Annotated in this window: 22 protein-coding genes; 10 read left to right on the forward strand and 12 right to left on the reverse strand. The window is 71.9% G+C overall.

Going from position 1 to position 24,182, the window contains the following annotated elements:
• Positions 1 to 32 precede the first annotated feature (32 nt).
• From ACWEGE_RS19595 to ACWEGE_RS19615, 5 genes are all read right to left on the reverse strand, one after another.
• A complete protein-coding gene (locus tag ACWEGE_RS19595) occupies positions 33 to 4,190 on the reverse strand; it encodes a glycoside hydrolase family 38 N-terminal domain-containing protein (RefSeq protein ID WP_449661868.1) in 4,158 nt (1,385 codons plus the stop codon).
• Between the two features lie 7 nt (positions 4,191 to 4,197).
• Positions 4,198 to 5,511 carry an ABC transporter substrate-binding protein gene (locus ACWEGE_RS19600; protein ID WP_449661869.1) on the reverse strand — a complete coding sequence of 438 codons (1,314 nt, stop codon included), beginning with the start codon at positions 5,509 to 5,511 and terminating at the stop codon, positions 4,198 to 4,200.
• A 27-nt stretch (positions 5,512 to 5,538) separates the two neighbouring features.
• Positions 5,539 to 6,387, reverse strand: coding sequence for a carbohydrate ABC transporter permease (locus ACWEGE_RS19605; protein ID WP_449661870.1), 849 nt, complete (start codon positions 6,385 to 6,387; stop codon positions 5,539 to 5,541).
• Positions 6,388 to 6,397: 10 nt separating this feature from the next.
• Entirely contained in the window at positions 6,398 to 7,357 is a 960-nt protein-coding gene (locus ACWEGE_RS19610; protein ID WP_449661871.1) for a carbohydrate ABC transporter permease, read from the reverse strand.
• Positions 7,358 to 7,523: 166 nt separating this feature from the next.
• On the reverse strand, positions 7,524 to 8,633 hold the full coding sequence (locus ACWEGE_RS19615; protein ID WP_449661872.1) for an ROK family protein: 1,110 nt from the start codon (positions 8,631 to 8,633) through the stop codon (positions 7,524 to 7,526).
• Between the two features lie 221 nt (positions 8,634 to 8,854).
• Here ACWEGE_RS19615 and ACWEGE_RS19620 point away from each other — a divergent pair, with 221 nt between their 5' ends.
• On the forward strand, positions 8,855 to 10,804 hold the full coding sequence (locus ACWEGE_RS19620) for a hypothetical protein (protein ID WP_449661873.1): 1,950 nt from the start codon (positions 8,855 to 8,857) through the stop codon (positions 10,802 to 10,804).
• Here ACWEGE_RS19620 and ACWEGE_RS19625 read toward each other — a convergent pair.
• The gene (locus tag ACWEGE_RS19625) at positions 10,801 to 11,352 is read right to left on the reverse strand and encodes a CGNR zinc finger domain-containing protein (RefSeq protein WP_449661874.1); all 552 of its coding nucleotides are present in this window, start codon (positions 11,350 to 11,352) and stop codon (positions 10,801 to 10,803) included. The two genes, ACWEGE_RS19620 and ACWEGE_RS19625, sit on opposite strands and share 4 nt — an antisense overlap.
• Positions 11,353 to 11,399: 47 nt before the next feature.
• On the opposite strand from ACWEGE_RS19625, the gene ACWEGE_RS19630 reads away from it, so the two are divergent.
• Both ACWEGE_RS19630 and ACWEGE_RS19635 read left to right on the forward strand, forming a co-directional pair.
• Positions 11,400 to 12,305 (forward strand): 2-dehydropantoate 2-reductase, encoded by a 906-nt coding sequence (locus tag ACWEGE_RS19630; protein ID WP_449661875.1) that lies wholly within the window; start codon positions 11,400 to 11,402, stop codon positions 12,303 to 12,305.
• Positions 12,306 to 12,342: 37 nt separating this feature from the next.
• Positions 12,343 to 13,269, forward strand: coding sequence for a TAXI family TRAP transporter solute-binding subunit (locus ACWEGE_RS19635; RefSeq protein WP_449661876.1), 927 nt, complete (start codon positions 12,343 to 12,345; stop codon positions 13,267 to 13,269).
• Here ACWEGE_RS19635 and ACWEGE_RS19640 read toward each other — a convergent pair.
• Both ACWEGE_RS19640 and ACWEGE_RS19645 read right to left on the reverse strand, forming a co-directional pair.
• On the reverse strand, positions 13,266 to 14,654 hold the full coding sequence (locus tag ACWEGE_RS19640) for a sensor histidine kinase (protein WP_449661877.1): 1,389 nt from the start codon (positions 14,652 to 14,654) through the stop codon (positions 13,266 to 13,268). The two genes, ACWEGE_RS19635 and ACWEGE_RS19640, sit on opposite strands and share 4 nt — an antisense overlap.
• Before the next feature lie 2 nt (positions 14,655 to 14,656).
• Entirely contained in the window at positions 14,657 to 15,331 is a 675-nt protein-coding gene (locus ACWEGE_RS19645; protein WP_449662021.1) for a response regulator transcription factor, read from the reverse strand.
• Positions 15,332 to 15,610: 279 nt separating this feature from the next.
• Here ACWEGE_RS19645 and ACWEGE_RS19650 point away from each other — a divergent pair, with 279 nt between their 5' ends.
• The 5 genes from ACWEGE_RS19650 (at position 15,611) to ACWEGE_RS19670 (ending at position 19,734) form a co-directional block, all read left to right on the forward strand.
• Entirely contained in the window at positions 15,611 to 16,339 is a 729-nt protein-coding gene (locus ACWEGE_RS19650; protein WP_449662022.1) for an amino acid ABC transporter ATP-binding protein, read from the forward strand.
• Positions 16,340 to 16,397: 58 nt separating this feature from the next.
• Complete coding sequence (locus ACWEGE_RS19655; protein WP_449661878.1) at positions 16,398 to 17,324, forward strand: glutamate ABC transporter substrate-binding protein; 927 nt, start codon at positions 16,398 to 16,400, stop codon at positions 17,322 to 17,324.
• 86 nt (positions 17,325 to 17,410) lie between these two features.
• The gene (locus ACWEGE_RS19660) at positions 17,411 to 18,058 is read left to right on the forward strand and encodes an amino acid ABC transporter permease (RefSeq protein ID WP_449661879.1); all 648 of its coding nucleotides are present in this window, start codon (positions 17,411 to 17,413) and stop codon (positions 18,056 to 18,058) included.
• Positions 18,055 to 18,918: an amino acid ABC transporter permease gene (locus ACWEGE_RS19665; RefSeq protein ID WP_449661880.1), complete on the forward strand. Its 864-nt coding sequence runs from the start codon at positions 18,055 to 18,057 to the stop codon at positions 18,916 to 18,918. Before ACWEGE_RS19660 ends, ACWEGE_RS19665 begins: the two co-directional genes overlap by 4 nt.
• A gap of 75 nt (positions 18,919 to 18,993) precedes the next feature.
• Positions 18,994 to 19,734: an SDR family NAD(P)-dependent oxidoreductase gene (locus tag ACWEGE_RS19670; RefSeq protein WP_449661881.1), complete on the forward strand. Its 741-nt coding sequence runs from the start codon at positions 18,994 to 18,996 to the stop codon at positions 19,732 to 19,734.
• 246 nt (positions 19,735 to 19,980) lie between these two features.
• Here the strand turns inward: ACWEGE_RS19670 and ACWEGE_RS19675 are convergent, their stop codons facing one another.
• Together ACWEGE_RS19675 and ACWEGE_RS19680 are read right to left on the reverse strand one after the other, a co-directional pair.
• A complete protein-coding gene (locus ACWEGE_RS19675; protein ID WP_449661882.1) occupies positions 19,981 to 20,592 on the reverse strand; it encodes a hypothetical protein in 612 nt (203 codons plus the stop codon).
• A gap of 54 nt (positions 20,593 to 20,646) precedes the next feature.
• A complete protein-coding gene (locus tag ACWEGE_RS19680; RefSeq protein WP_449661883.1) occupies positions 20,647 to 21,306 on the reverse strand; it encodes a YoaK family protein in 660 nt (219 codons plus the stop codon).
• Between the two features lie 209 nt (positions 21,307 to 21,515).
• Here ACWEGE_RS19680 and ACWEGE_RS19685 point away from each other — a divergent pair, with 209 nt between their 5' ends.
• Both ACWEGE_RS19685 and ACWEGE_RS19690 read left to right on the forward strand, forming a co-directional pair.
• The gene (locus ACWEGE_RS19685) at positions 21,516 to 22,367 is read left to right on the forward strand and encodes a helix-turn-helix domain-containing protein (RefSeq protein WP_449661884.1); all 852 of its coding nucleotides are present in this window, start codon (positions 21,516 to 21,518) and stop codon (positions 22,365 to 22,367) included.
• Between the two features lie 75 nt (positions 22,368 to 22,442).
• Entirely contained in the window at positions 22,443 to 22,553 is a 111-nt protein-coding gene (locus ACWEGE_RS19690) for a DUF397 domain-containing protein (protein ID WP_449662023.1), read from the forward strand.
• On the opposite strand, the gene ACWEGE_RS19695 is transcribed toward ACWEGE_RS19690, so the two are convergent.
• The gene (locus ACWEGE_RS19695) at positions 22,537 to 23,652 is read right to left on the reverse strand and encodes an amidohydrolase family protein (protein ID WP_449661885.1); all 1,116 of its coding nucleotides are present in this window, start codon (positions 23,650 to 23,652) and stop codon (positions 22,537 to 22,539) included. The two genes, ACWEGE_RS19690 and ACWEGE_RS19695, sit on opposite strands and share 17 nt — an antisense overlap.
• Positions 23,649 to 24,179, reverse strand: a complete 531-nt coding sequence (locus tag ACWEGE_RS19700) for a GNAT family N-acetyltransferase (RefSeq protein WP_449661886.1) — start codon at positions 24,177 to 24,179, stop codon at positions 23,649 to 23,651. Before ACWEGE_RS19700 ends, ACWEGE_RS19695 begins: the two co-directional genes overlap by 4 nt.
• Positions 24,180 to 24,182: the final 3 nt, after the last annotated feature.

Raw genomic sequence — 24,182 nt, forward strand, 5'->3', positions numbered from 1 at the left:
TCTTTTGCGGAGGTACCGCGAATTCGACGAATTCACTCGATCCGGACTTCGACGGCGGGGCTGTACCCGAGCCGGCCGTGCGCGGCCACCCGGACCAAGACCCACCAGTGCGCCCCGCGCCGGGCCGTGTGCCCGGCGCGGACGGTGATCGGCACCACCGCTTTCTCACCCGCGGCGAGCCGGAACGGCTGGGCCCGCGGGCCGATCGTCACCTCGGTGCCCCAGGTGCCGAACGGGCTGATCGCCGCGATTCCGCCCCGGATCTCGCTCTGGGCCAGGTTTTCCAGCGTCACCGGCAGCTCGGCCTGCCCGCCCGGTGCCACGACGACCGCCTCCGCGAGGCCGACCGCGACCAGGTCGTCACCCGGCAGTGGGGTCCCGACCAGGATTTCGGCGGTGTCTTCGAGGAGCTGCCCGCGATCGTCGGTGATCCGGGCGGCGAGCAGGTACCGGCCGGGCGATTCCGGCCCCCGCGCCTCGACCGTGGTTTTCGCGTACTCCCCCGGCTCGAGGTCGTAACCGAGGTCCGGGGTCCGTTCCGTGCGCCACCCCGGTGGCAGCTCGAGCTCGACGCGGCCGCGGGCCGGGCGCCCGCTGCAGCTGACCGTGACGTCGAACCGGACCCGCCCGTCGGCCGGGCTCAGCCGGGTCGGCGTCACGTGCACGCTCACCGGCAGGTTGCCCACCGGCGCCGGGCCTTCGTTGTGCAGCCAGTACCGCGTGTGGACCGGCTGCACCGGTTCCGTGGCGACGTCCCGGCCGGTTCCCAGGCGGGCGACGGGTTCCAGCCGGAGGGTCGCCACGTCCGCGGCACCCAGTTCGACGCGCGCGCGTCCGTCGTCGACGGCGAGCGGCTCGCCGCGTTCTTCGAGCGGATCGGTGCGCCAAGCCGAACGGATTCCCCCGTGCACCGCGATCGACGCCGTGGCCGGAGCCCCGGTCGATTCGTACACCCGCAGCGTGAGCGCGTCCGCGGGAAGGACCGGCGAGCCCGAGGCCAGGGGGTTGCCCGCGGGTTTCGCCGCGGTCAGCACGACTTCGGCCGGGTCGACGGCGATCAGGCCCAGGGTGGCCGGGAGCGTGCCCGCGGCAGACGGCACCGGGCGGGCCCGGAGCGGGTGCGCGGCTTCCTGGGCGCGACGCGGGAAGCCGGCGTCGCGCCAGTCCCCTTCCCCGGCGACGATCGCGAAGTCGAACGTGTGGGTCCAGTGCTGCCAAGCGAAACTGGAGCCATCGGGCGCGGTCCGGCGCTCACCGTCGATCCACACGCCGCTGGGCCAGCCGCTGCACGAGCGCATCAGCGACAGGTGCAGGGTGCCGCCCGGATCGACGACGAACCCGGGGGTGCCGTGGTTGACGACCGCGACGGAGTAGCTGTCGGCCGGTTCGGCGGTCCCGGCCGTCCCGTCGGGAACCCGCACGTCGAGGGTGGCTTCCGCGCGCAGTTCGGCGATGGCGGCCCGGATGTCGTCGATGATCACGACGGGCAGGTCCCGGGGGCCGCGCAGGTCGGCGTCGGGGATCCAGGCTTCGCGCCGGGTCCGGGTGGCCGGGACGAACACGCGGCCGTGGCGTTCGAGGGTGTCCCGGTAGCGGGGCTCGGCGGCGAGGACTTCGGCGGCGTACGGGTTGTCCGCGCCGACGACGATCCGGACGTCGGGCAGGTTCGAGTCGGCGTCGAGTGCGCCGTAACGCGGACCGCCGGGGCGGGTGCAGGTCGCCGTCACGCCCTTCGCGGCCAGCGCCGCCACCAACCCCCGGACCTCCAGCCCGGGCGTGAGGGGTTCGACCACTTCGGCGACGCCGATCGCGTGCAGGACACGGGTGCCGTCGTCGTGGCCGAGCGCGATGCGGGCGGTCGCCGACAGCCCGGCCCAGGTGTGGGCCGGCGTGTCGAGCGTCCAGAGGTGTTCGGCCGCGTCGACGTCCGGGAAGCCGAACGAGCGGCCGATCGCGCCGAAGCCGACCTCGGCCACCGGAAGCGCGCCGGGGACGGCGAAGCCGAAACCGGCCCGCAGGAGCCGGTCCTGCCCCAGCGACCCGTCGACGTGCGCGCGGACGTCCACTCGGGACACTCCGCGCCACAGCGTCGTGCGCTGGGTGATCCGCAGGTCGTCCAGCGTCGTGGTGGCGACGAGCCGCTCCCCCACCGGGCTGGTCTCGACGACCACCTCGGCCGCACCCGGGCCGTGGCCGGGTCCCTTCGGCAGCAGGTGCCACGGACCTTCGCCCCACACCGGGTGCTCGGCGTGCTCGTCCTGCACGACCAGCGCGGCGGCGAGCCCGCCGTCCCGCAGCAGTTCCCGGTCGCTGCGCCGGTCGCGGACGCGCTTGAGCGCACCGCCGCGCGCCGGGTCGGCTTCGACCTCGAAGACGTCGTTCTCGATCGACGGCGGCCCCGGCCGGACCGTCCAGCCGGGCGGCACGGTGTCCGCGTCGAGCACCCGGTAGACCCGGTAGCCCAGCGCAGGCACGGCCGTGGCCAGGAACGTCAGCGTGATCTCCGCCAGGGAACCGTCAAGGTCCCGCACTACGGCGTCGGTGACGGCGGGGACCGGACGGCCGTCCGGATCGACCACCCGTGCGCCGGTGGTCCCCGGAGCCACGGTCACCGACGTGATCGCGTCCCGGGGCCAGGACAGCGTGTTGAGCACGAAGACGGCCACGCCGTCCCCGGCCGTGTCGGCGTGGTGGGCCAGCTCGGCGATCGCGCCGTCGAGGACCTCGCCGCCGCGGTCGGCCGCTTCGCGCCAGCCGGTGAGCAGGTCGAGGTAGACCTGGTCGGACTCGGTGCCGGTGACGGCGTCGTGGTGGGCGCCGTAGACCAGCTGCCGCCAGGCCTTGTCGAGAGCTTCGTGGGGGTACGGCGCCCCGAGCAGGGTGGCGAGGGTGGCCGCCCGCTCGCCGTCGAGCACCGCCACCTCGGCCGCGCGCTGGGCCTGCTTGGTGTCGATGTAGGAGACGTCCTTGCCGGTGTAGACCGGGTTCATGTCCCGGGTCTGCACGCTGATCGCCGTGCCGCGCGCCGCCGCGTCCGCGCGGACCGCGGCGAAGAAGTCGCGAGGCAGGCCGACGACGAACCGCGGCCAGGCGTACCGGGCGTTCCAGGCGCGGTGGATCTCGGTGCAGAACCGCGAGGGGATGTTGTGGTCGTGCCCGACCGGCAGCAGCACGTTGCGCGTGGCGGCGACCTGCCGCAGCGTGCTGAACTGCCGGTAGGCCTCCGCCATGGCCTCTTCGAGGGTGTCCTGGCGCTCGATGCCCCAGCCGGCGACGTAGTGGTCGGCCATGTAGGCGGTGAGCAGGCCCCGACCGCTGGGCGAGAGCCACTCGAACTCCGACGGGAACTGCATCCGGCCGATGTCGCCGGTGTGCCGCTTCGCCCCGACGTGGTGCCAGGGCCCGCGCGCCCAGGCGCTCGACTCCAGGCCCGCGTCGGCCATCAGCCCCGGGTAGGCCGGGTCGTGGCCGAAGACGTCGAGCATCCACGCCGAGCGCGGGTCGCCGCCGAGGACGTCCCGCTGGTAACCGACGCCGTAGACGGCGTTGCGGATGGTCGACTCCGGGTGGGTGAGGTTCGTGTCGGCCTCGTTGTAGTTGCCGCCGACCAGCTCGATCCGGCCGTCGCGGAGGAACCGGCGCAGGTCGTGGCGGTCGCCGGGGAAGGCGTCCCAGTGCGGTTTGAGGTAGTCGACCTCGGCCAGCACGAACCGGTAGTCCTCGTCGTCGCGGGCGGCTTCCAGGTGCGCGCGGACGAGGTCGAACGCCGAGCGCTGGAAGTGCATCCGCTTTTCCTGCGCGAGCGGCAGGTCGAGCCAGGTGTCGGTGAAGCCGGCCTGGGTGTTCCACCACACCGGGTCGTAGTGGAAGTGCGAGACCATCCACATGGTCCAGCCGGTCTCGGCGACGACGAGGTCCGCCTCCGCCGTGACGCGCCGGCCGGCCGACTCCGCGACCACGGTGACCCGGTGTTCGGAGCCTTCCGGTGCCTGGAAGACCACGCCGACTTCCACGGTGACACCGTCCGGGTGCACGTCGGCCGTGACGGGCTCCGGTGTGGACACCCGCTTGCCCTCGACGCGGATCCGCACCGGGCCCCGCGGCCCGCTCAAGGTCACCCGGACCACTTGGCGGGCCGCGGCGGCGGTGCCGACGAACAGGTCGGTGCCCCGCACGGCGTCGATGCGCACAGTTCTCCTACTTGGCGTTGGCGAGGGCGTTTTTGGCGTCGCTGAAGAACTGGGTCACGCCGGCCGCGATCGACATCTTGCCGAACGCGATCTGCTTGGCCGCCGAGTCGAGCGCGGTCTTGACGTCGCCGTAGCCCGGCGGGGCGGTCGGCGCGGTGGGCAGGCCGTCCTTGGCGACCTCCGCGGCCACGTACTCGCCGAAGTCCATGTCGGCCTTCTCGGGGGCGGAGGCGGTCGGCGCGAGCAGGTTCTTCGCCTTGTCCGACGGCGGCAGCCCGCGCTGCAGCTTCATCGTCTTGATCGCGTCGTCGTCGTTGAGGAAGAAGTTGATCAGCTTGGCCGCGCCCTCGGCGTTCTTGCTCTTCACCGGGATGCACAGCAGGACGCCGCCGGACAGCGCCTGGCCGGTCTTGCCGTTCGCCCGCGGCACGACGACGAGCTTGAGCTCGTGCTGGGTCAGCGGCTGCATCTGGGCCAGGCCCCAGCCGGTGGTCATCGCGATCTGGCCGGTGATCAGCGGGTGGGTGCCGGTCGCCGCGTCGGTGTTGCTCAGCAGTGTCGGCGGGCAGACCGCGCCGGACTTGCGCAGGCCGTCCCAGAAGGTGAACCACTCGGTCAGGTCCTCGGGCCCGAAGCCGAGGGTCTGGTCGGGGGTGTAGAGGTCCTTGCCGCGCTGGCGCAGCCACGGCTGCAGCGCGCCCGAATCGTCCTTCGACGCGTCCAGCGCGCCGTACTTGTCCGGGCCCCAGGCCTTGGAGATCTCGCCGGCGATGGTGCCGAAGTCCTCCCACGTCCAGTCGTTGGTCGGCGCGGAGATCTTGAGCTGGTCGAGAACGGTCTTGTCGTAGAGCACGGGAGCGTTGCCGGAGCCGGAGGGGACGCCGTAGGTCTTGCCCTTGACGGCACCCGCCATGCGCAGCGGCGCGTAGAGGGTGTCCAGCCCGATCGTGGCGGGGATGTAGGTACCCAGGTCGGTGAGCGTGTTCCGGCCGGCGTAGGTGCTGATGAGCGCGGTGTCCATCTGGAAGATGTCCGGCGGGTTGCCGCCGGCGAACTCGGTGTTCAGCTTGTCGAAGTACCCGTCGTAGCCGGAGTACTGCGTGGTGACGGCGATCCCGGTCTTGTCGGTGAAGATCTTCACCGCCTTCTGGTAGGCGTCGTTGCGGGCGTTGCCGCCCCACCAGCGGAAGGTCAGGGCGTTGTTCCCGCCCCCGGACCCGCCGGTGCTGGGCGGCGCGAAACCGCACCCGGCGAGCGCGGCCGAGGCCACCCCCGCCCCGGCGATCCCGAGGAACCCCCTCCTGGACAGGTGCTGTGCCATCGCGGTCTCACTTTCTGCTGTTGGGGTTCAGCCTTTGATGCCGGTGTTGGCGACGCCGTCGACCAGCCGTTTCTGGCAGATCAGGAACACCGCGACCGTCGGGACGAGGGTGACCACCGACATCGCGAGCATCCCGCCGTAGCTGGACCCGCTCGCCCGGTCGATGAAGGAGTTGAGGCCCAGCGGGACCGTGTACCGGGACTTGTCGGAGAGGTAGACCAGCTGGCGCAGGAAGTCGTTGAACGTCCAGATGAACGTCAGGACCCCGGTGGTCAGCAGGGCCGGGCGCAGGAGCGGCAGGATGACCGAGAAGAAGACGCGGGCGTGCCCCGCGCCGTCGATGGCCGCCGCTTCGTCCAGTTCGCGGGGAATGCCCCGGATGAACTGGACCATGAGGAAGATGAAGAAACTGTCGCAGGCGAGCAGCTGCGGCACCACCAGCGGCAGGAACGTGTTGATCCAGTCGAGTTTGTAGAAGATCGTGTACTGCGGGATCATGGTGGCCTGGAACGGCAGCATCAGCGTCCCGAGCATCAGCCCGAACCAGATCCTGCGGAAGGCGAAGTCGAGCCGGGCGAACGCGTAGGCCGCGAGCGAGCAGGACGCGATGTTGCCGATCACCACGCAGAGCGCGATGGTCGCGGAGTTCGCGAGGTAGCCGGTGAACGACGTCCCGGTCGCCGTCCAGCCGCTCAGGTAGTTGTCGAAGGTGAAGTGCCACGGGATCGGGTCGAGCGTGCTGAAGATCCGGTTCTCCGGCTTGAACGACGCCCCGACCAGCCACACCAGCGGGTAGATCATCACGACGACCGCGGCGAGCAGCACCCCGTGCGCGCGCCAGTGGGTCTTCGCCGGTGCCTTGAGGTTGACGGCCATTTCGGTCCTTTCAGTCCGCGTAGGTGACCCAGCGCCGTGAAGACGCGAAGTAGAGCGCGGTGAAGAGCCCGATCACCACGAACAGGACCCACGCCATCGCCGAGGCGTAGCCCATCTGCAGGCTGGAGAAGCCCTTGCGGTAGAGGTAAAGCGTGTACAGCATGGTCGAGTCGATCGGCCCGCCCTGCCCGCCGCTGACGACGTAGGCCGGGGTGAACGTCTGGAACGCGTTGATCGTCTCCAGGACCAGGTTGAAGAAGATCACCGGCGACAGCATCGGCACGGTGATCCGGAAGAACATCCGGATCCGGCCGGCGCCGTCGAGCTCCGCGGCTTCGTAGAGTTCCCGGGGGATCTGCTTGAGCCCGGCGAGGAAGATCAGCATCGGGGTGCCGAACTGCCAGCCCGACAGCAGCACCAGCGTCCACAGCGCGAACCGCGGGTCGCCGATCCAGTCCGCGCCCCGGACGCCGAAGATGCCGAGCACCTGGTTCAGCAGGCCCTGCTGCGAAAAGATCTGGCGCCACATCACCGACACCGCGACGCTCGCGCCGAGCAGCGAGGGCAGGTAGAAGACCGAGCGGTAGAACCCCAGCGCGCGCAGGCCCCGGTTCAGCACCGCGGCGACGACGAGCGCGGCCGCGAGCTTGAGCGGCACCGAGGCGGCGACGTAGGTGAGCGTGACCTTGACCGAGTGGAGGAACTTCTCGTCCTGCCACAGCGCCAGGTAGTTGTCGAAGCCCACCCACTGCGGCGAGCTCAGCAGGTCGAACTTCGTCAGCGACAAGTACAGCGAGTAGCCCATCGGCAGCAGGACGAACCCGAAGATCCCGAGGAACCACGGCATCAGGAAGGCGTACGCGGCCCAGTTGTCCTTGTGCCGTTTCCGGCGGCGGCGGCGGACGGGCGCGGGTTTCGCCGGCGGCGCGCTCCCGGCTTCGATCGGGTGCGTTGCTGCTTCGGCTGACATCGGCTGCTCCCGGGACTCCAGCGTGGACCGGCGGCTCCGCGAAACGGGGCGGCCGCCGTGGCACTTCTTCCGACGCACGCGGTTCCAGTGGTTCCGTCCCAGGGAGCTGGAAGCGCTTTCTCGGCACTCTAGGCAGGGCGCTCAGCCGCTGTCAACGGCCAGTCGTTCACCCCTCGGCCAGCACCGCACGGATCCCCCTCTCCCTGGCCAGGTGCGCCGCCCCGAGCACGGTGGCGCGGGCGCCCAGCTCGCTCACCACGACGTCGGCGGGCCAGCTCAGCCGCTCGACGGCGGCGACGACACCGGGCCGCAGCAGCTTGTTGCGGCCCACCCCGCCGCCCAGCACGACCAGGCCGGGGTCGACGACCGCGCAGATCGACGCGGCCAGGTTCCCGACGGCTTCGGCGTGTTCCGCGACGATCTCGAGCGCGACGGCGTCACCCTTCTCGGCCAGCGCGAACAGCGCGGCGGCCGTGCGCGGCGCCGGGTCCGGACGGCCCGCCCAGCGCCCGCGGGCGCGCCGCAGCAGCGCCCGCGAACCGAGCCGCGCTTCCAGGGCGTCGCGGACCGGCGGCCGGTCGTCCGCCCAGGGGTAGGCCAGCCGCGCGACCTCCCCCGCCGCGCCGCTCGCCCCGCGCACCAGCCGGCGCCCGAGCACCACCCCCGCCCCGATCGCCACGCCGACCTGCAGGAACACGAAGCTGTCGCGGGCGCGGCCCGCCCCTTCGGCCAGTTCGGCGATGGCCGCGCAGTTGACGTTGTTCTCCGTGTGCACGGGCGCGCCACCGGGCAGCCCGAGCGAGGCCACCGCGTCGCGGACCCTGGCCATGGTCGCCGGCTCGCCGCGGCCGGGCGGGGAGACCACATCGGACACCGCGACCACCACGGCCCGGAGCGGACCGCGCCCGTTCCCGCGGCGCAGCACGGCTTTCACCATGGCTTCCGCGGCGGCCGGCCGCGCCGTCTGGTCCTCGTCGAGCAGCTCGCCGTCGAGCCGGGTCGCCCGCAGCGCCACCTGGGTGGATCCGCGGTCCACCGCCAGCACGTACCCGGCCCGGGGGCCCAGCCGGTAGATCGCCGCGGTCCGCCCGGTGGTCCCCGACGAGCTGCCGCTGCGCTCGGCGAGCCCCGCGGCTTCCAGCTCGGCCACCACCAGGGAGACCGTCGGCTTCGACAGCCCGCAGGCCACCGCGAGCTGCGGCCGGGTGGCCTGCCCGGCGGCGGCCAGCGCGGCGAAGACCTCGCCGGCACGGTCACCGATGCCCGATTTCGCCATCTGTACCTGCTTTCCCCGCAGTGAAACTGTCGAACGAACCCCGCCGCTCCCCCGGCACGTTGACAACGTAACGGTTCGTTTGTTTACTACCTAACCAAGTGCGGGTCCCAGCCGCATCCCCCGGTTTTTCCGCTCCCCTCGAGGCAAGGGGTTTGGGAAAGCGCTTTCCCGACCACGTCGACCGGTCCGGTGCCCAGGACGGCAGGGAGGCCGCGAAGCAGATGGATCCGATCCTGCTGCCGAGCCAGCACGCCAGCTCGCACGACCTGCCCGACGATCCCGCCCACCTCGACGCCGTCCTGGCCGCCGCGGTCACCGACGCGCTCGCCGCGCAGCAACACGACGGCAACTTCGAGGACCCCGCGGCCGACGACGACATCGGCGACATGGGCCTCGGTGTCATCTCCCTCCTCTGCCTGGCGGCGCGGCGCGGCGTTGCCGACGACCCGGAGCTCACCGACGCGGTGCGCCGGGGCTTGGACTTCTTCCTGGCGCACCGGGTGTTCCGGACGGACAACCCCGGTGAGCCGTTCCTGCGCGTCCGCCACAGCGGCCTGCCGTACGCGCGGTATATGCCCGGAGAAGGCGAACACCCCTTCGGCGACTGGCCGAGCACGGTGTGGGCGATGCTGCACGCGGTCAACGTCCTGGACCTCGGCGAAGGCCTGCTCACCGGCGACCGGTACGCCGAGGTGACCGAGCTGGCGCTCGGGTACTGGCGCTGGCTGACCGAAGCGAGCGTGTTCAACCCCCAGCAGACGGGCAACCAGGCCCTCGGCGCGGTCGTCGCGGGCCTGATGCTCGGCCGCCACCTCGACCGGGTGTCCCGTGACCGCGAAGGCCACCGCGTCACCACCGCCGCCATGCGGCTGTACACGGACGTGATCCGGCCGTCCCGGGTGACCGACCGCGGCTTCGCGCTGCCGGCCGAGCACGGCGCCGGCCACGACCAGAACTACCTGCCGATCTCGCTGTCCTTCCTGGCCCAGGCCCACCGGGTCACGGCCGACCGGCTGTTCCTCGACGACGGCGCGGAGCTCGCCCGCCACCTCGACTGCCGCCTGTCGGCCCGCGGCTTCGACTACGGCGGGCCCCGCTACAGCGAGCAGCACTGCGGCGCCGAAGGCCTGCTCGGCCTCCGCTACTTCGGCGCGCACCTGGCCACCGACCTCGGCCGGTACCTGTCCGACCGCCGCGTCGCCTACTACCCGCAGGCCCGGACGGGCGCGCCGAGCGGGCACTTCGCGTTCACCACGGTCTGGCTGTACCAGGACGACAGCAAGTGGCACCGGGCGCCCGCGTTCCCGGTCACGACCCCGTATTCGCTGCGCCACCGAGCCGCGTCGGTGTCGTTGACGGGCAGCCACACGCCGTACCTGATCGACGCCGGCCGCGCGGTGGTGATCGAGCCGGTGCTGGCGGGCCAGCACGGCATCGGCCCGGTACTGGGGCGCACGCTGCTCACCCGCGCGCTCGGCCCGCTGCGCAGCCGCGACGCCCGGGACGGCGACGTCGCCGCCCGGCTGGTGACCAAGGCGGTGGTCACCCGGGAGCAGGTGATGCTGAGCGTCCAGCAGGTGTTCGTGGTGGAGGAGCACCGGACGACGCTGCTGGCGGTGGTCCCGGTGGCCGGGTGCGAGTTCCTGGCCGGGTTGCCGTACGTCGAGGAAACCCCCGAGGGCCAACGCAAGATCGTCACGGTGGCGGCGCCGGATGGAGAGCCGTTCCCGCTGGAAACGCCCGGCGCGGTGTTGGAGACGGACGGCACGCTCCTCGCGGGAAGCCTGGCCATCACGTCGGGCGCGTCGCTGAGGGTGGTGAACCCGCCGGCGGGCGAGACGAACTTCAACAGCCCGGAGACGATCGGCCTGACGCAGGAGCAGCTGGCGTTCTCCCTGGCCGACGACCCCCGCGGGTACGGGAATCCGGACGAGGGCTGGCACCGGGTGACGGACACGAACCACGTCCTGGCCGGCCCGCTGCCGGGTTCGCCGCCGGGATCGTCGGTCTTCGCGGTCCGGTACGGCCCGCATGAGGACGTCCCGTTCACGGCCGGGGTGCGGGTGTCCCCGGACGGGCTGGTGGTCGAGACACCGGGCTTCTCCGTCGTGATCGGCGATCCCGCGGGCGACGCGGCGGGGGCACCGACCCTGCGGGTGACCCGGCCCTAAGCCCGGTCGGCGGCCCGGTACCGCTGCATCTTCTCGCGGCTCCCGCACGCGCCCATCGAGCACCAGCGCCGCCCACCGGCCCGCGAAGTGTCGAGGAACAGCAGCGAGCACTCGGGATTCGCACACTCCCGGACCCGGGCGGCGGCCTCACCGCCGAGGACCGCGACCGCGTCCGCGGCGAGCAACCCCAGCAACGACGGCACCGTCGCCGACACCAGCCGCGTCCGCAGCCCGGCCGGCGTGGGGTGCAGGGCAGTCACCGGCGGTGGCTGCGCCGCCCAGCGGTTCACCGTGGCCAGGTCCTCTTCGGACAGCCGGCCCCGCATCAAGCGGTAGACGGCCTCCCGCAGCTCGCGCGCCGCCGCGAGGTCGGCCGCCGTGCAGGGCGGGTCAGCCGGCGTCAGGCCCGCTTCGGTGAACCAGCGGCCCAGCGCCGCGGGATCGGGCAGGCGCTCGAAACCGCCGTCGCGCCACCGCATGCCGACCGTGGCCGTGAAGTCCACCGACGGACGGCCGCCGTGGAAGCGGAACGCCTGCTTGTCGCCCACGCCGCCGAGGCTACCGTGTTACCCCTTGAACCGGTAACGTGAGTCCGGTGAAATTCGCGATCATCGGCGCGGGCGGCCTGGGCGGGTTCTTCGGGGCCCGGCTCGCCGCCGCCGGACACGACGTCTCCTTCCTGGCCCGCGGCGAGCACCTCACGGCGTTGCGCGAGCGCGGCCTCACCGTGGCCGGCCCGGACGGGACGGCCACGACCCGGCGGGTGCACGCCACCGGCGACCCCGCGGAGCTCGGCGCCGCCGACGCCGTCCTCCTGGCGGTCAAGACGCGGCAGCTCGACGACGCCGTGGCCGCGCTGCCGTCGGGCACGGAGGCGGTGATCACCCTGCAGAACGGGGTCGACGCGCCGGCGCAGGCCGCCCGGACGCTGGGCAAGGACGCCGTCCTCCCCGGCGTGGCGAAGGTGATCGCCGCCCTCGACGGACCCGGCGTGATCCGGCACGTCGGCGGCCCGGGCTCGCTCGACTTCGCCGAATGGGACAACCGGCCGAGCGAGCGGGCCGAGCGGATCCGCGCCGCGTTCGCCGCCGCCGGAATCCCCTCCGCGGTCCCGGCGGACATCTGGGCCGAGCTGTGGGCGAAGTTCCTGTTCATCGCCCCGGCCGGTGGGCTGGGCGCGGTCACCGGCGCGACGTTCGGCGAGCTGCGCGAGCACCCCGAAACCCGGCGGACGCTGCAGGCCGCGATGGCGGAGGTCGAACGCCTGGCCCGCGCCGCCGGCGTCGCCCTGCCCGCCGACGTCGTGGCCACCACCATGGCGTTCGTCGACCGGCAGCCGGCCGAGGGCACGACGTCGATGCAGCGCGACATCGCCGCCGGTCGTCCGTCCGAATTGGACGCTTGGACCGGTTCCGTGGTGCGGCTCGGCCGGGAGGCCGGCGTCCCGACGCCGGTCAACGACGTCCTCTACGCGGTGTTGCGGCTGCGCGAAGGCCGGTGAGGTGCCCGGCGGGCCCGGGATCTGGCACGATCAGGCCGTGACCAGCAGCAGGCGCACGCGCGGGCTCGCGATCGCGGCCGTCCTCCTGCTGGTGCTCACCGCCTGCACCAGCGGCTTCGGCGGGCTGAAGCTGCGAATCGCCGCGGGCAACCCCAGCGGCGTCTACTACAAGCTCGCCCAGACCCTCGCCACCGCTTGGCAGACCGGCCTGGGCATCGACCGGCCCGCGGTGCTGCAGACCCAAGGCTCGCCCGACAACATCAAGAAGGTGCTCGCCCACCAGGCCGACGTCGCCTTCGTCGCGGCCGACGTCGCCGCGGACCGGTACCGGGCCCACCCCGAACTCGCCGCGCTCGCCCGGATCCACGACGACTACCTGCACATCGTCGTCCGGGCCGACTCCGACATCCGGTCGGTGTCCCAGCTGAGCGGCCACCGGATCGCGATCGGCTCACCGCAGTCCGGTGTCGAGTACATCGCCGACTGGCTGCTCGGGCTGCTCGGGCTGCGGGACTCGGTCAGCACGACCACCCTCGGCCTCGACGATTCCGTCCTCGCGCTGCGCAACCACGAGGTCGACGCGTTCTTCTGGTCCGGCGGCCTGCCCACGCCGAAGCTGCTGGAACCGGAGAACCGGGGCAAGCTGCACCTGCTCGACCTCGCCGACGTGATGCCGAGGGTGCAGGCGAGCAGCCAGGTCTACAGCACCGCGACGATCCCGGCGAGCACGTACAACCAGGGCTTCCCGGTGACGACGCTGGTGGTGCCGAACTTCCTGGTGGTCCCGGCGTCGATGCCCGACGACGTGGCGGAAGCCCTGGTCCGCGGCCTCTTCGACGCACGCGGAGCGCTGGCGAGCGCCAACTCGGCGGCGCTGTCGATCGACGTCCACCCGGGCATCGAGACCCAGCCGATCCCGCTCCACCCGGGCGCGCTGCGGTACTACCGGTCCCAGAAGACCTAAGCCACCGGGAACACCATCGAGATCCGCAGCCCGCCGCCCTCGGGCAGCTCCAGCTCCAGCTCCCCGTCCGAATGCGCGACGATCTCGCTGACGATCGCCAGGCCCAGCCCCGACCCCGGCACGTTCTGGTGCGCCGGGCTCCGCCAGAACCGGTCCAGCGCCCGGTCGAGCTCGTCCGGCCGCAGTCCCGGCCCGTGATCGCGCACCGACAGCCGCACCCGGTCGTTCTCCCGGTGGACCGCGACGAGGATCTCCGTACCGGACGCGGTGAACTTCAGCGCGTTGTCCAGCAGCGCGTCCAGGATCGTCTCCGCGCCCCGCGGCGGCATGCACACCCGGGCACCGTCGCCGGAGGTCTCCACGACCAGGCGGACGTCACGGGCCTCGCCGACCACCGACCAGTCCGCGACCCGGTCCGCCACCGCCTCGTCCAGCACCACCGGGTCCAGCTCGCCGCCCGACGCCTCCGCGCGGGCCATCGACAGCAGCCCGTCCAGGATCTGGTGCAGCCGTCCGGCGTCGACCCTGGCCGCCTCCAGGTCGGCGGCCGCCGGCTCGTCGTCGACGTGGCCTTCGAGGTTGCCCAGCCGGATCTTCAACGCCGTCAGCGGGTTGCGCAGCTGGTGGGAGGCGTCGGCGACGAACGCGCGCTGCGCCGCCAGCGCGCCCGACACGCTCGACGCCATCCGGTCGAAGGACCGGCCGAGCTGCCGCAGCTCCGGCGGTCCGCCGCTCTCCCCCACCGGTTCGGCCTCCCGGCCGCTGACCACCGACGCCACCAGCGCGCCCGTCGCGTCGTCGAGCCGGTGCACCGGCCGCAGGATCCAGCGGACCACCGGGATCGCCACGGCCAGCGCGAGGGTGAAGGCGAGGATCCCGCCCGCGGCGAGCAGCAGCCACCACCACAGCACGTCCGCCCGCTCGGAGCCGGTGTCGGACACCGTCAGCACCGCGCCGTGCACCTCACCGTCGGCGAGCACCGGCTCGGCCAGCACCAGCGGCGTCGAATCCCACGGCATCAGCACGCCGGCCGGCTGCGACCGGCGGCCGGCGAGCGCCTCGTGGACCGGGCCGCTGAGCCGTTCGGCCTTGAGGTCGATCCACGGCCCGGCCGACGAGGCGAACAGCTTGCCGTCCTGGTCGACGACCGCCGCCCGGACGCCGTAGACCTCGTTGTAGCGGGTCAGGTCCGGCTCGATCAGCCCCGGTTTGTTGTCGAGCAGCGGCCGCTGGGCCAGCGACGCGAACCGGGCCGTGTCGGTCAGCCGGTCGAGGAACAGGTCCTGCTGCGCGCCGGCCGCGATGCTCGCGGCCAGCGGGATGCCCAGGCCGAACACCAGCAACGCCACCAGCGTCAGCACGATGCCCTGCAGCCGGACGCGCACGCTCAGCTCCGGGCGACCTGGCCGCCGAGCCGGTACCCGACCCCGCGGACGGTCTCGATCAGCGCCGGGCGGCCCAGCTTCGTCCGCAGCGTCGCGACGTGGACGTCCAGCGACCGGCTCTCCGCCGGGCCGCGGTGGCCCCACACCTCGGTGAGCACGTGCTCGCGCGAGCAGACCGCGCCGCGCGCGCCCGCCACCAGCGCCAGCACCTGGAACTCCTTGCGGGACAGCGCCACGGCCTTGCCGTCGACCAGCACCTCGTGCCGGGAGACGTCGACCGTGACGTCCCCGACCCGGATCACCACCGGCTCGGCGGCCGGGTGCTCCCCGCGGCGGCGGCGCACGGCCTCGACCCGCGCCAGCAGCTCCTCGACGTCGTAGGGCTTGACCAGGTAGTCGTCGGCGCCCGCGCGCAGGCCCTGGATCCGGTCGTCGACCTCGCCGCGTGCCGAGACGACGATGATCGCGACGTCGCTGACCGCGCGGATCTGGCGGCACAGCGTCACGCCGTCGATGTCGGGCAGGCCGAGGTCGAGCAGGATGACGTCGACCTCGTGCACCCGGTCGAGCACACCGGCGCCGGTGGCGAGCCGGGCGATCGCCAGGCCGCGGCGGGTCAGCGCCGGGATGAGCGCACCCGCGACCCGGTCGTCGTCCTCCACCAGCAGCACCCGCACCCGTCCGCCTCCCATGGTGACCTGCTTCACCGGCCGGTACGGCGAACTCTAGGACGTCCGGGCGGCCCCCGCACCGGCCACCCGGACGGTCACACTCCGTGACCCCGGGTGGACACCCCCCAAAATGGACATCGATACTCAGTTGAAACCCTAAGTATTGCTCAAGCGGCCTTGCCAGCCGGTACGACAACGGTAGGTTCTCGCCCATCGCGTGGTGACCCATGCCCGAATTGCACGAACGACCCGGGAGGCCAGATGACCGCGGAGGTGGCGGCGCCGATGATCAAGGCGTCCGCCGTGAACAAGTACTTCGGCGACCTGCACGTGCTCAGGGAGATCACGCTCGAGGTGCCTCGCGGCCAGGTCGTCGTGGTGCTCGGCCCGTCGGGCTCGGGCAAGTCGACCCTGTGCCGGGCGATCAACCGGCTGGAGCCGATCAACTCGGGCGAGATCGCCGTCGACGGCGTCCCGCTGCCCGCCGAGGGCAAGGCACTGGCCGCGCTGCGGGCCGACGTCGGCATGGTGTTCCAGTCGTTCAACCTGTTCGCGCACAAGACCATCGTCGAGAACGTGATGCTCGCGCCGGTGAAGGTCCGCAAGACCTCGCAGGCCGACGCCCGCAAGACGGCGATGGAGCTGCTGGAACGCGTCGGCATCGCCAACCAGGCCGACAAGTACCCGGCGCAGCTTTCCGGTGGCCAGCAGCAGCGCGTCGCCATCGCGCGGGCGCTGGCCATGCGGCCCAAGGTCATGCTGTTCGACGAGCCGACCTCGGCGCTGGACCCGGAGATGGTCCAGGAGGTCCTCGACGTGATGACGGGCCTGGCCAAGGACGGCATGACGATGCTCGTCGTCACCCACGAGATGGGCTTCGCCCGGCGGGCAGCCGATCGGGTGATCTTCATGGCCGATGGCGAGATCGTCGAGGACACGACGCCGGAAGAGTTCTTCACCGCGCCGAAGAGCGAGCGCGCGAAGGACTTCCTCGGCAAGATCCTGACCCACTGAGATCGAACGTTCCGCGGCGCCGTCGGCGTCCGGGTGACGACACACAGGAGAGATTCACATGAGGATCCGCACCCTCGCGGTGGGACTGCTCGCCGGTGGCCTGGCGCTGACCACGCTGACCGCCTGCGGCAAGGAAGGCACGCCGACCACGCCGGGCTCGGGCGAGCAGAGCGGCACCAACGCCCCGGCCGCGCTGAGCTACCCGGTGGCGACCGGCGTCGACCTGGCCGGCTCCCCGGTGTTCGCCAAGATGAAGTCGGCGGGCGCGCTGACCGTCGGCGCCAAGGACGACCAGCCGGGCCTCGGCCTGAAGGACCCGACGACCGGCAAGTTCGGCGGCTTCGACATCGAGATCGCGAAGCTCGTCTCGGCCGGCCTCGGCTTCGACCCGGAGAAGATCACCTTCCGCACGGTCGACTCGGGTGCCCGTGAGCAGACGATCGCGAACGGCGACGTGAACTACTACGTCGGCACCTACTCGATCACCGACAAGCGCAAGGCGCTCGTCTCCTTCGCCGGCCCGTACTTCATCGCCGGCCAGGACCTGCTGGTGCGCAAGGACGACAGCTCGATCACCGGCAAGGACACCCTCAAGGGCAAGAAGGTCTGCTCGGTCACCGGCTCGACCCCGATCCAGAAGGTCCGCTCGGAGAACCTGACCGAGCCGGCCAACATCGTCGAGTTCCAGAAGTACTCGCAGTGCGTCGAGAAGCTGCTGTCGAAGGACGTCGACGCGGTCACCACCGACGACGCGATCCTCAAGGGCTACGCGTCGCAGGACCCGGACAGCCTGAAGGTCGTGGGCCAGACGTTCTCCACGGAGAAGTACGGCATCGGCCTGAACAAGGACGACAAGGTCCTGCGCGACAAGGTCAACGACATCCTGCAGAAGGCGCTGGACGACGGCACCTGGCAGAAGATCTACGACGCGACGCTCGGCAAGTCGGGTTCGGCCGCCAAGAAGCCGACCCTCGAAAAGTACTGACGCTCGCGTGACGGCCGGTGGATCGGGCTTCCCGGTCCACCGGCCTTCTCCATCCACCCCTTGACCACGGACGCGGGGAAGGCTCCATGGACGTCCTGCTCAACAACCTGGACCTGTTCGGTCCGTTCTTCCTCACCACGATCGAGCTGTTCCTGCTCTCGGCCGTCGGCAGCCTGATCTGGGGCACGGTCCTGGCCATGCTGCGGGTGAGCCCGGTCCCCGTCTTCCGCGCCGTCGGCACGGCGTACGTGACGGTCGCCCGGAACACGCCGCTCACCCTGGTGTTCGCGTTCTTCGTGTTCGCCTACCCGCTGCTGGACATCGTCAAGCTCGACTACTTCCCGGCCGCCGTGACCGCCCTGACCGTGTACACCTCGGCGTTCATCTGCGAGGTCGTGCGCTCGGGCATCAACACCGTGCCGGTCGGCCAGGCCGAGGCCGGCCGCGCGCTGGGGCTGACCTTCGGCCAGATCCTCGGCCAGGTCGTGCTCCCGCAGGCGCTGCGCTCGGTCGTCCCGCCGCTGATCAGCACCCTCATCGCGCTGCTGAAGAACACCACCATCGCCGCCGGTTTCTCGGTCGCCGAGGCGGGCGCGATCCGCTCGTACCTGTCCGAGCGCGGCGAGAACCAGCTGATCGGCCTGCTGTGGGTCGCGCTCGGCTTCATCATCCTGGTCGCCGTGCTGTCGTTCGTCCAACGCAGCCTGGAGAAGCGCTGGAGCGTGGCCCGATGAGCAACGTGTTGTTCGACGTCCCGGGGCCGAAGGCGCGGCTGCGGTACCGCACGTACGCGGTCGTCGGCTCGCTCGTGGTCGTCGCGTTCGTCGCCTACATCGGGTGGCGGTTCTACGACAGCGGCCAGTTCACCGCCCGCAAGTGGGAGTGGCTGCAGTACGCGCAGGTGCAGCGCGACCTGGGCAACGCGGTGCTGTCGACGGTCGAGGCGTTCGCCGCCGCCGCGGTGCTCGCGCTGATCTTCGGCGCGATCTTCGCGGCGGGCCGGCTGTCCGACCACGTGTGGATCCGCCGGGTCGCCGGGTTCGTCGTGGAGTTCTTCCGCGCCATCCCGGCGCTGATCCTGATGTTCCTGTTCTACTTCGGTCTGCCGACCGTCGGCGTGCCGACGAGCCCGTTCCTCGGCGTGGTCCTCGGCCTCACGCTGTACAACGGCTCGGTGCTCGCCGAGGTGTTCCGCGCGGGCATCCAGTCGCTGCCGAAAGGCCAGAGCGAAGCCGCGTACGCGCTGGGCATGCGCAAGACCCAGGTGATGTTCCTGGTCCTGCTGCCGCAGGCGATCCGGGCGATGCTGCCGACGATCATCAGCCAGCTCGTCGTGCTGCTGAAGGACACCGCACTCGGCTTCATCATCACCTACCAGGAGCTGCTGTACTACGCGCGCTACATCGGTTCGCAGGGCACGTTCGGGCGGCCGATCGTGCCGTCGACGATCGTGGCGACCGCGATCTACGTCGTGATGTGCCTGCTGCTCACGGCGCTGGCGACGTACCTGGAGCGGCGCAACCGCCGCAACAAGAAGATCGTGGCGGCACCCCCGGCCACGGGCGAGGCAGCTCTCGTCTCCGCCGGCACCTGAGTCACCCGTTCGAGGCCCCCGGGACACGTCCCGGGGGCCTTGTCGTGTCCCCGGGTGTCCCCTAGCGTCGGGCGCATGGGTGTCGCACTGGTGACCGGCAGTTCCCGCGGGCTCGGCCGGGTGATCGCTCGCCGGCTGGCCCGCGACGGGTTCGCCGTCGCGGTCAACGGCCGCCACGACAACGCCGACCTCAAGACGGCGGTGGAGAGCATCCTCGCCGAGGGCGGCCGCGCGGCGGCGTTCGCCGCGGACGTCACGGACCGGCGCCAGGCCGGCGACCTGGTCGACGCGGTGACGGCGCTGCTGGGCCCGATCGGGGTGCTGGTGCTGAACGCGACCGGCCCCCAGCCGGAGGCGCCGGTGTCGTCGGTCGACTGGCCGGATCACCTGGCCCAGCTGGACTTCTTCGTGCGGTCCCCGGTGCTGCTGGGCCACGCGGTGCTGCCGGGGATGCGCGCCCGCGGCCACGGTCGCATCGTGCACGTCGACTCGGAGGTGGCGGACCGCCCGCCACCCGGCCGCTCGGCCTACGCGACGGCCAAGAGCGCCCAGATCGGCCTGGCCAGGGCCTGGGCCCGCGAACTGGCCCCGGACGGCATCACGGTCAACACGGTGGCGCCCGGGTTCATCCCGGTGGAGCGCCACGCGGAGGTCCCGGAGGCCGAGCGGGAGGAGTACCGGGCGTCGGTGCCGGCGGGCCGGTTGGGCACCCCGGAGGAAGTGGCCGCGGCGGTGAGCTTCTTCGCCTCCGAGGAGGCGGGCTTCGTCACCGGCCAGCGCCTCCTCGTCGACGGCGGCCGCGCACTGGGCTCTTGATTCGCCGGCCGGCGTTGTGGGGTTCGGCGTGTCCTTGGATCAGCTGGACAAAGCCTCCGGTAGACCGATCGACGACACCGGAGACCTCGCGCCCGGCGTGGCGGCGGCGAGCCGATCCGACCGACGCGCAGTGGGCGATCCTGGCACCGCTGCTGCCCGTCGGCGAGAAGCCCGGCCGCCCGCCACTGTGGACTGAACGCCGGCTCGCGGACGGCATCCGCCGGCGCGGCCGGATTGAACCGGGCCCTAATCCACGGCCAGCGCGAGGATCCCGTCCGCGTCGCGGGCGAGGAAGTCACCGAACGGGACCAGGCTCCGCGGCTCGAAGTGCCGGCGGGCGATCTCCGGCCGCAGCACCATCAGTTCCGGGGTCACGGTGACCGGCGTCGGGCCGCCGGTCACGATGTCGTCGAGGTCGGTGTCCAGCGCCGGCCCCCAGCGGTCGACGACCAGCCCGACCGCGGCCGGCCCGGTCGCCCGGAACTCCGCCAGCAAGGGGCGGATCACCGTGTCCTGCCCCTTCCGGTACACCGGGCCGCCGAAGCCGTCGAGGTCGTAGTCCTCGACCACCACTTCGCCGAGCCGCGTCAGCGTGCAGGTGACGTCGGCGTCCTCGTCGTCGGCCATCCAGTACTGGAAGGTGAACGACTTCTTCAGCCCGATCATGGCGGCGAGCAGGCCTTCCCGGTCCATCTCGACCTGCTCGCCGCAGGTTTCCCACTCGCCGCTGAGCGCGGTGATCCGCCCGGTGCGGACGTGCCCCAGCACCATCCCGGCCGCCGCGAGCGAGTCCACCCGGCGGTGCACCTGCTCCGGTGACCAGTCCCGCCGGTACATCCGCACGCTTCCGTAGGTCATCCCTGCTCCCCCTCGAAGTAGCCGAGAACTCCTTTGTAGCCGCGAAACCGTCCGCTAACGAACGATTTTCCGCGACAGCACGGCCAGCACCCCGAGGACCAGCACCAGCGCCACCGCCAGCGCGGCCCACATCGCGACGTGCAGCTGCAGCAGCCCGCCCGCGAAGGCCCCGGCGAGCATCGCACCGACGGCGGCGACCTTCCGCAGCGGGTGCGACCCCGGCCCGCCGGCGGCCTTCGAGTCGGCCGCGAAGCCGGTCAACGTCATCGTCAGCACCGTCGTCGTCAGGTCGGGCGCGCCGATGCGGCGGACGGCCGCGTTCTGCAGGCCCATCGCCAGCCCGAGCACGACGATCAGCAGCTCGCTGCCCAGCCGGCCGGCGCCGCCCAGGGTCGCCGACAGCACGACGGCGACCGCGATCAGCGCCGCCTGCACCGCGGTCGCCTGCCGCAGGGCGTCGTGGTCGTCGTCGCGCCGGGCCAGCCGCCCACCGGCGAGCGCACCGGCCAGGAACGCGAGCACGGCGGTCAGCGACGCGAGCACCGACAGCGTCGTCTCCCCCGCCGCCGCGAAGCCGAAGAACACGACGTTGCCGGTCATGTTGGCGACGAAGACCCGCCCCAGCCCGAGGAAGCTGACGGCGTCGACCACCCCGGTGACGACGGTCAGCGTCAGCAGCAGGGCGGACAGGTCCCGCGGTTTCGGTTCAGCCATGACTGCATTCAACACCGGCCGCCCGTCGATTCCAAATGGTCATTTCGTATATCGCTTAAGAAAGCGCGAAGCAGCTTCACTCGCGAAGCTGCTTCGCGGCGCTTCGCGGGCCGCTTCCATTGTCACACAGGCGGAACAGCGACCTCCTTGCGGTGAATCCGCGCGCGGCGAGCGGCGTTTTGTCGGAGGTCCCCTCTACCGTCCGTGGCATGACCGAAAAGAGCACGGTACGCACCCGGGAAATGGCCTGCGAACTCAAGACCCAGCGCGAACTGAAACGGATGACCCTGCGCGAGCTGGCCCGCCGCGCGGACTGGTCGGCGTCCAAGGTGTCGGCCTGGGAGAACGGCCGGCGCATCTCCCCGATCGACGCCGCCATCTACCTCGCCAACTGCGGCACGAAGGCGGCCGAACGCGCGCGGCTGATCGAGCTGGCCAAGCCGCCCGGTGACCTGTACTGGGTGCGCCCCTACTTCGACAAGCTCGTCGACCCGATGAAGTCCCTCATCATCCAGGAAAACCTCGCGCGTTCGATGGTCTACTACAGCCCGGCCGCCATCCCCGGGATGCTGCAGACGGAGGAGTACGTCCGCACGTGTTTCGAACTCACCGGGCGCTACACCTCCGGCAGGCTCGGCGTGCTCACGCGGGCCCGCGTCGACCGGCAGCAGCTGCTGCAGCGCCACACCCCTCCGACCTGCACCTTTTTCGTGCACGAGCGCGCTCTGCGCTCGGTCGTCGGAAGTCCGGCGCTCATGCACGAACAGCTGCAGAACCTCGTGCTGACCGCGAACCTCCCGCACTGCGTCATCCGGGTGGTGCCCGAGTCCGATCCCACGTTCCGCGTGCTGAGCACGACCTTCACGGTCATGGAGTTCCCCGAGCACGCACCGGTGGTCTACGAAGAGACCTACACCGCCGGATTGTTCGTAGACGACCGCATCGCGGTGGAGGCGTTCTACATTCTCCTCACGCGGCTGGAACAAGTGGCCCTTTCCGAGGGACAATCGCGAGAGTGGCTCGTCCGGTTCGCGGACGAGTACGAACGCCTGAGGGAGTGATCGAGGGTGGCCCGCGAGCGGACTTGGTTCAAGAGCAGCCACAGTGAAGGCCAGGAACACCAGACCTGCGTGGAGGTGGCCCTGACTCCGGAGACCACCGCGGTCCGCGACTCGAAGGCGCCCACCGCCGGGCACCTCACGGTCCCCAGCCCCGCTTGGAACGCCCTGCTCAGCTCACTGCGCTGACCCGCTCCCCGTCGTGCCAGACCGCCCGGATCCGTCCGGGCAGGTCGGTCACGTCGAGCTCCGTGCCGTCCAGCAGCACGAGGTCGGCACGCAAGCCCGGCTCGACGCGGCCGCGGTCGTCGTCGAGCCGGAGCAGCCGGGCCGCTTCGGAGGTGGCCGCCTTCAGGGCGGCCGCCTCGCCGAGCACCGCGGCCAGCAACCGCAGCTCGGTCGCCAAGTCGACATGGGGACGCGGGGCGAGGTCCGAACCGGCGGCCACGCGGACACCGGCTTCCACCGCGAGCCGGAGCGAGCGGCGGTGCGTCTCGGCGAACTCGCTGTCGCTGATCGGGGCCAGCGTCGGCACGTACCAGGCGTTCTCGAGCGCGGCCACGGCGTCGTCGTCGAGGAAGGTGCCGTGCTCGATGCTGCGCGCCCCGGCCCGGGCGGCCGAAACGACGGCGGCGCCGGTGTGCGCGTGCGCCAGCACGTCCCGGCCGGCACGGCGCGCTTCGTCGACCAGTGCGGCGAGCTCGTCGTCGGTCGGCCGGACGTCGGCTCCCGAGCGCACCGCCCGCAGCGCACCGCTCGCGCCGACCTTGATCCAGTCGGCACCCGCGCGCACCATCCGGCGGACGGCCGCGCGCGCCGCGTCCGGCCCGTCGAACAGCGGGTCGGGCAGCGACGGGTCACCGTAGGGGTCGACCGCGCCGGTGGGCGGCTCCCACTCGTCGCCGAGCCCGCCGGTCGGCGACAGCTGACGCAGGCTGATCAGCAGGTCGGGCCCGGCGATCCACCCTTCCCGCAGGGCGTGCTTGAGCCCGGCGTCGGCACCCCAGGCGTCCCGGACGGTGGTGATCCCCCGCGTCAGCAGCCTCCGCAGCACCGGCACGGCTTCGAGGATCCGCGCACTGCGCGGCAACGGCTCGGGCCGCGGGAAAGCCACGTGCACGTGGCAGTCGATGAGCCCGGGGATCAGCAATCCCCCGGAGCAGTCGACGCGCGGGCCGTCCAGCCCCCGGCCCACCTCGGCGATCCGGTCGCCGTCCAGCCGCACGTCCGCACGGGTGCTTTCCCCGGTTTCGGGATCGAACACCCGCGCCCCGGCGAGCACCGTCACGCGAGCTCCTTGCGGTAGACGAGGAAATCGCACGGCGTGGCCAGCGAAGGCGCCAGGTGCGGATAGTCTTCGGAGAGGTCGGCGCGGTGCGTCACGCGGTAGCCGAGCCGGCCGTACCACTCGGCGAGGAACTGCTTCGACGGGTGCGTCCACTCCCGCGGCACGAGCAGTTCTAGCTGCATCTCCCGGCACCCGGCCGCCCGGCACGCCCGCTCGGCGAACCGCACGAGCTCCCGCCCCACCCCGGTCCCCCGCCGCGCCGGGTCGGCGGCGAGCATGCCGAACTCGCCGGTGACGTCGTCGAGCCGCTGAATCCGCACGGCCCCGGCGAGGTCACCGTCGAGGAAGGCACCGGCGATCTCCCCCGCGGCCACGAGCCCGGCCACCTCGCCGGCCGACGTCCGATCGGTGCTCTCCCGCCAGAGCCCCTTCTCGGCCTCGGCGTAGACCTGGTTGACGAGGGCGGTGATCCGGGCGATCACCGCCCCGTCGTCCGCCGCGGACGGCGGCAGCAGCGCGATTTCCATGCC

The organism is Amycolatopsis sp. NPDC004747 (assembly GCF_053601335.1).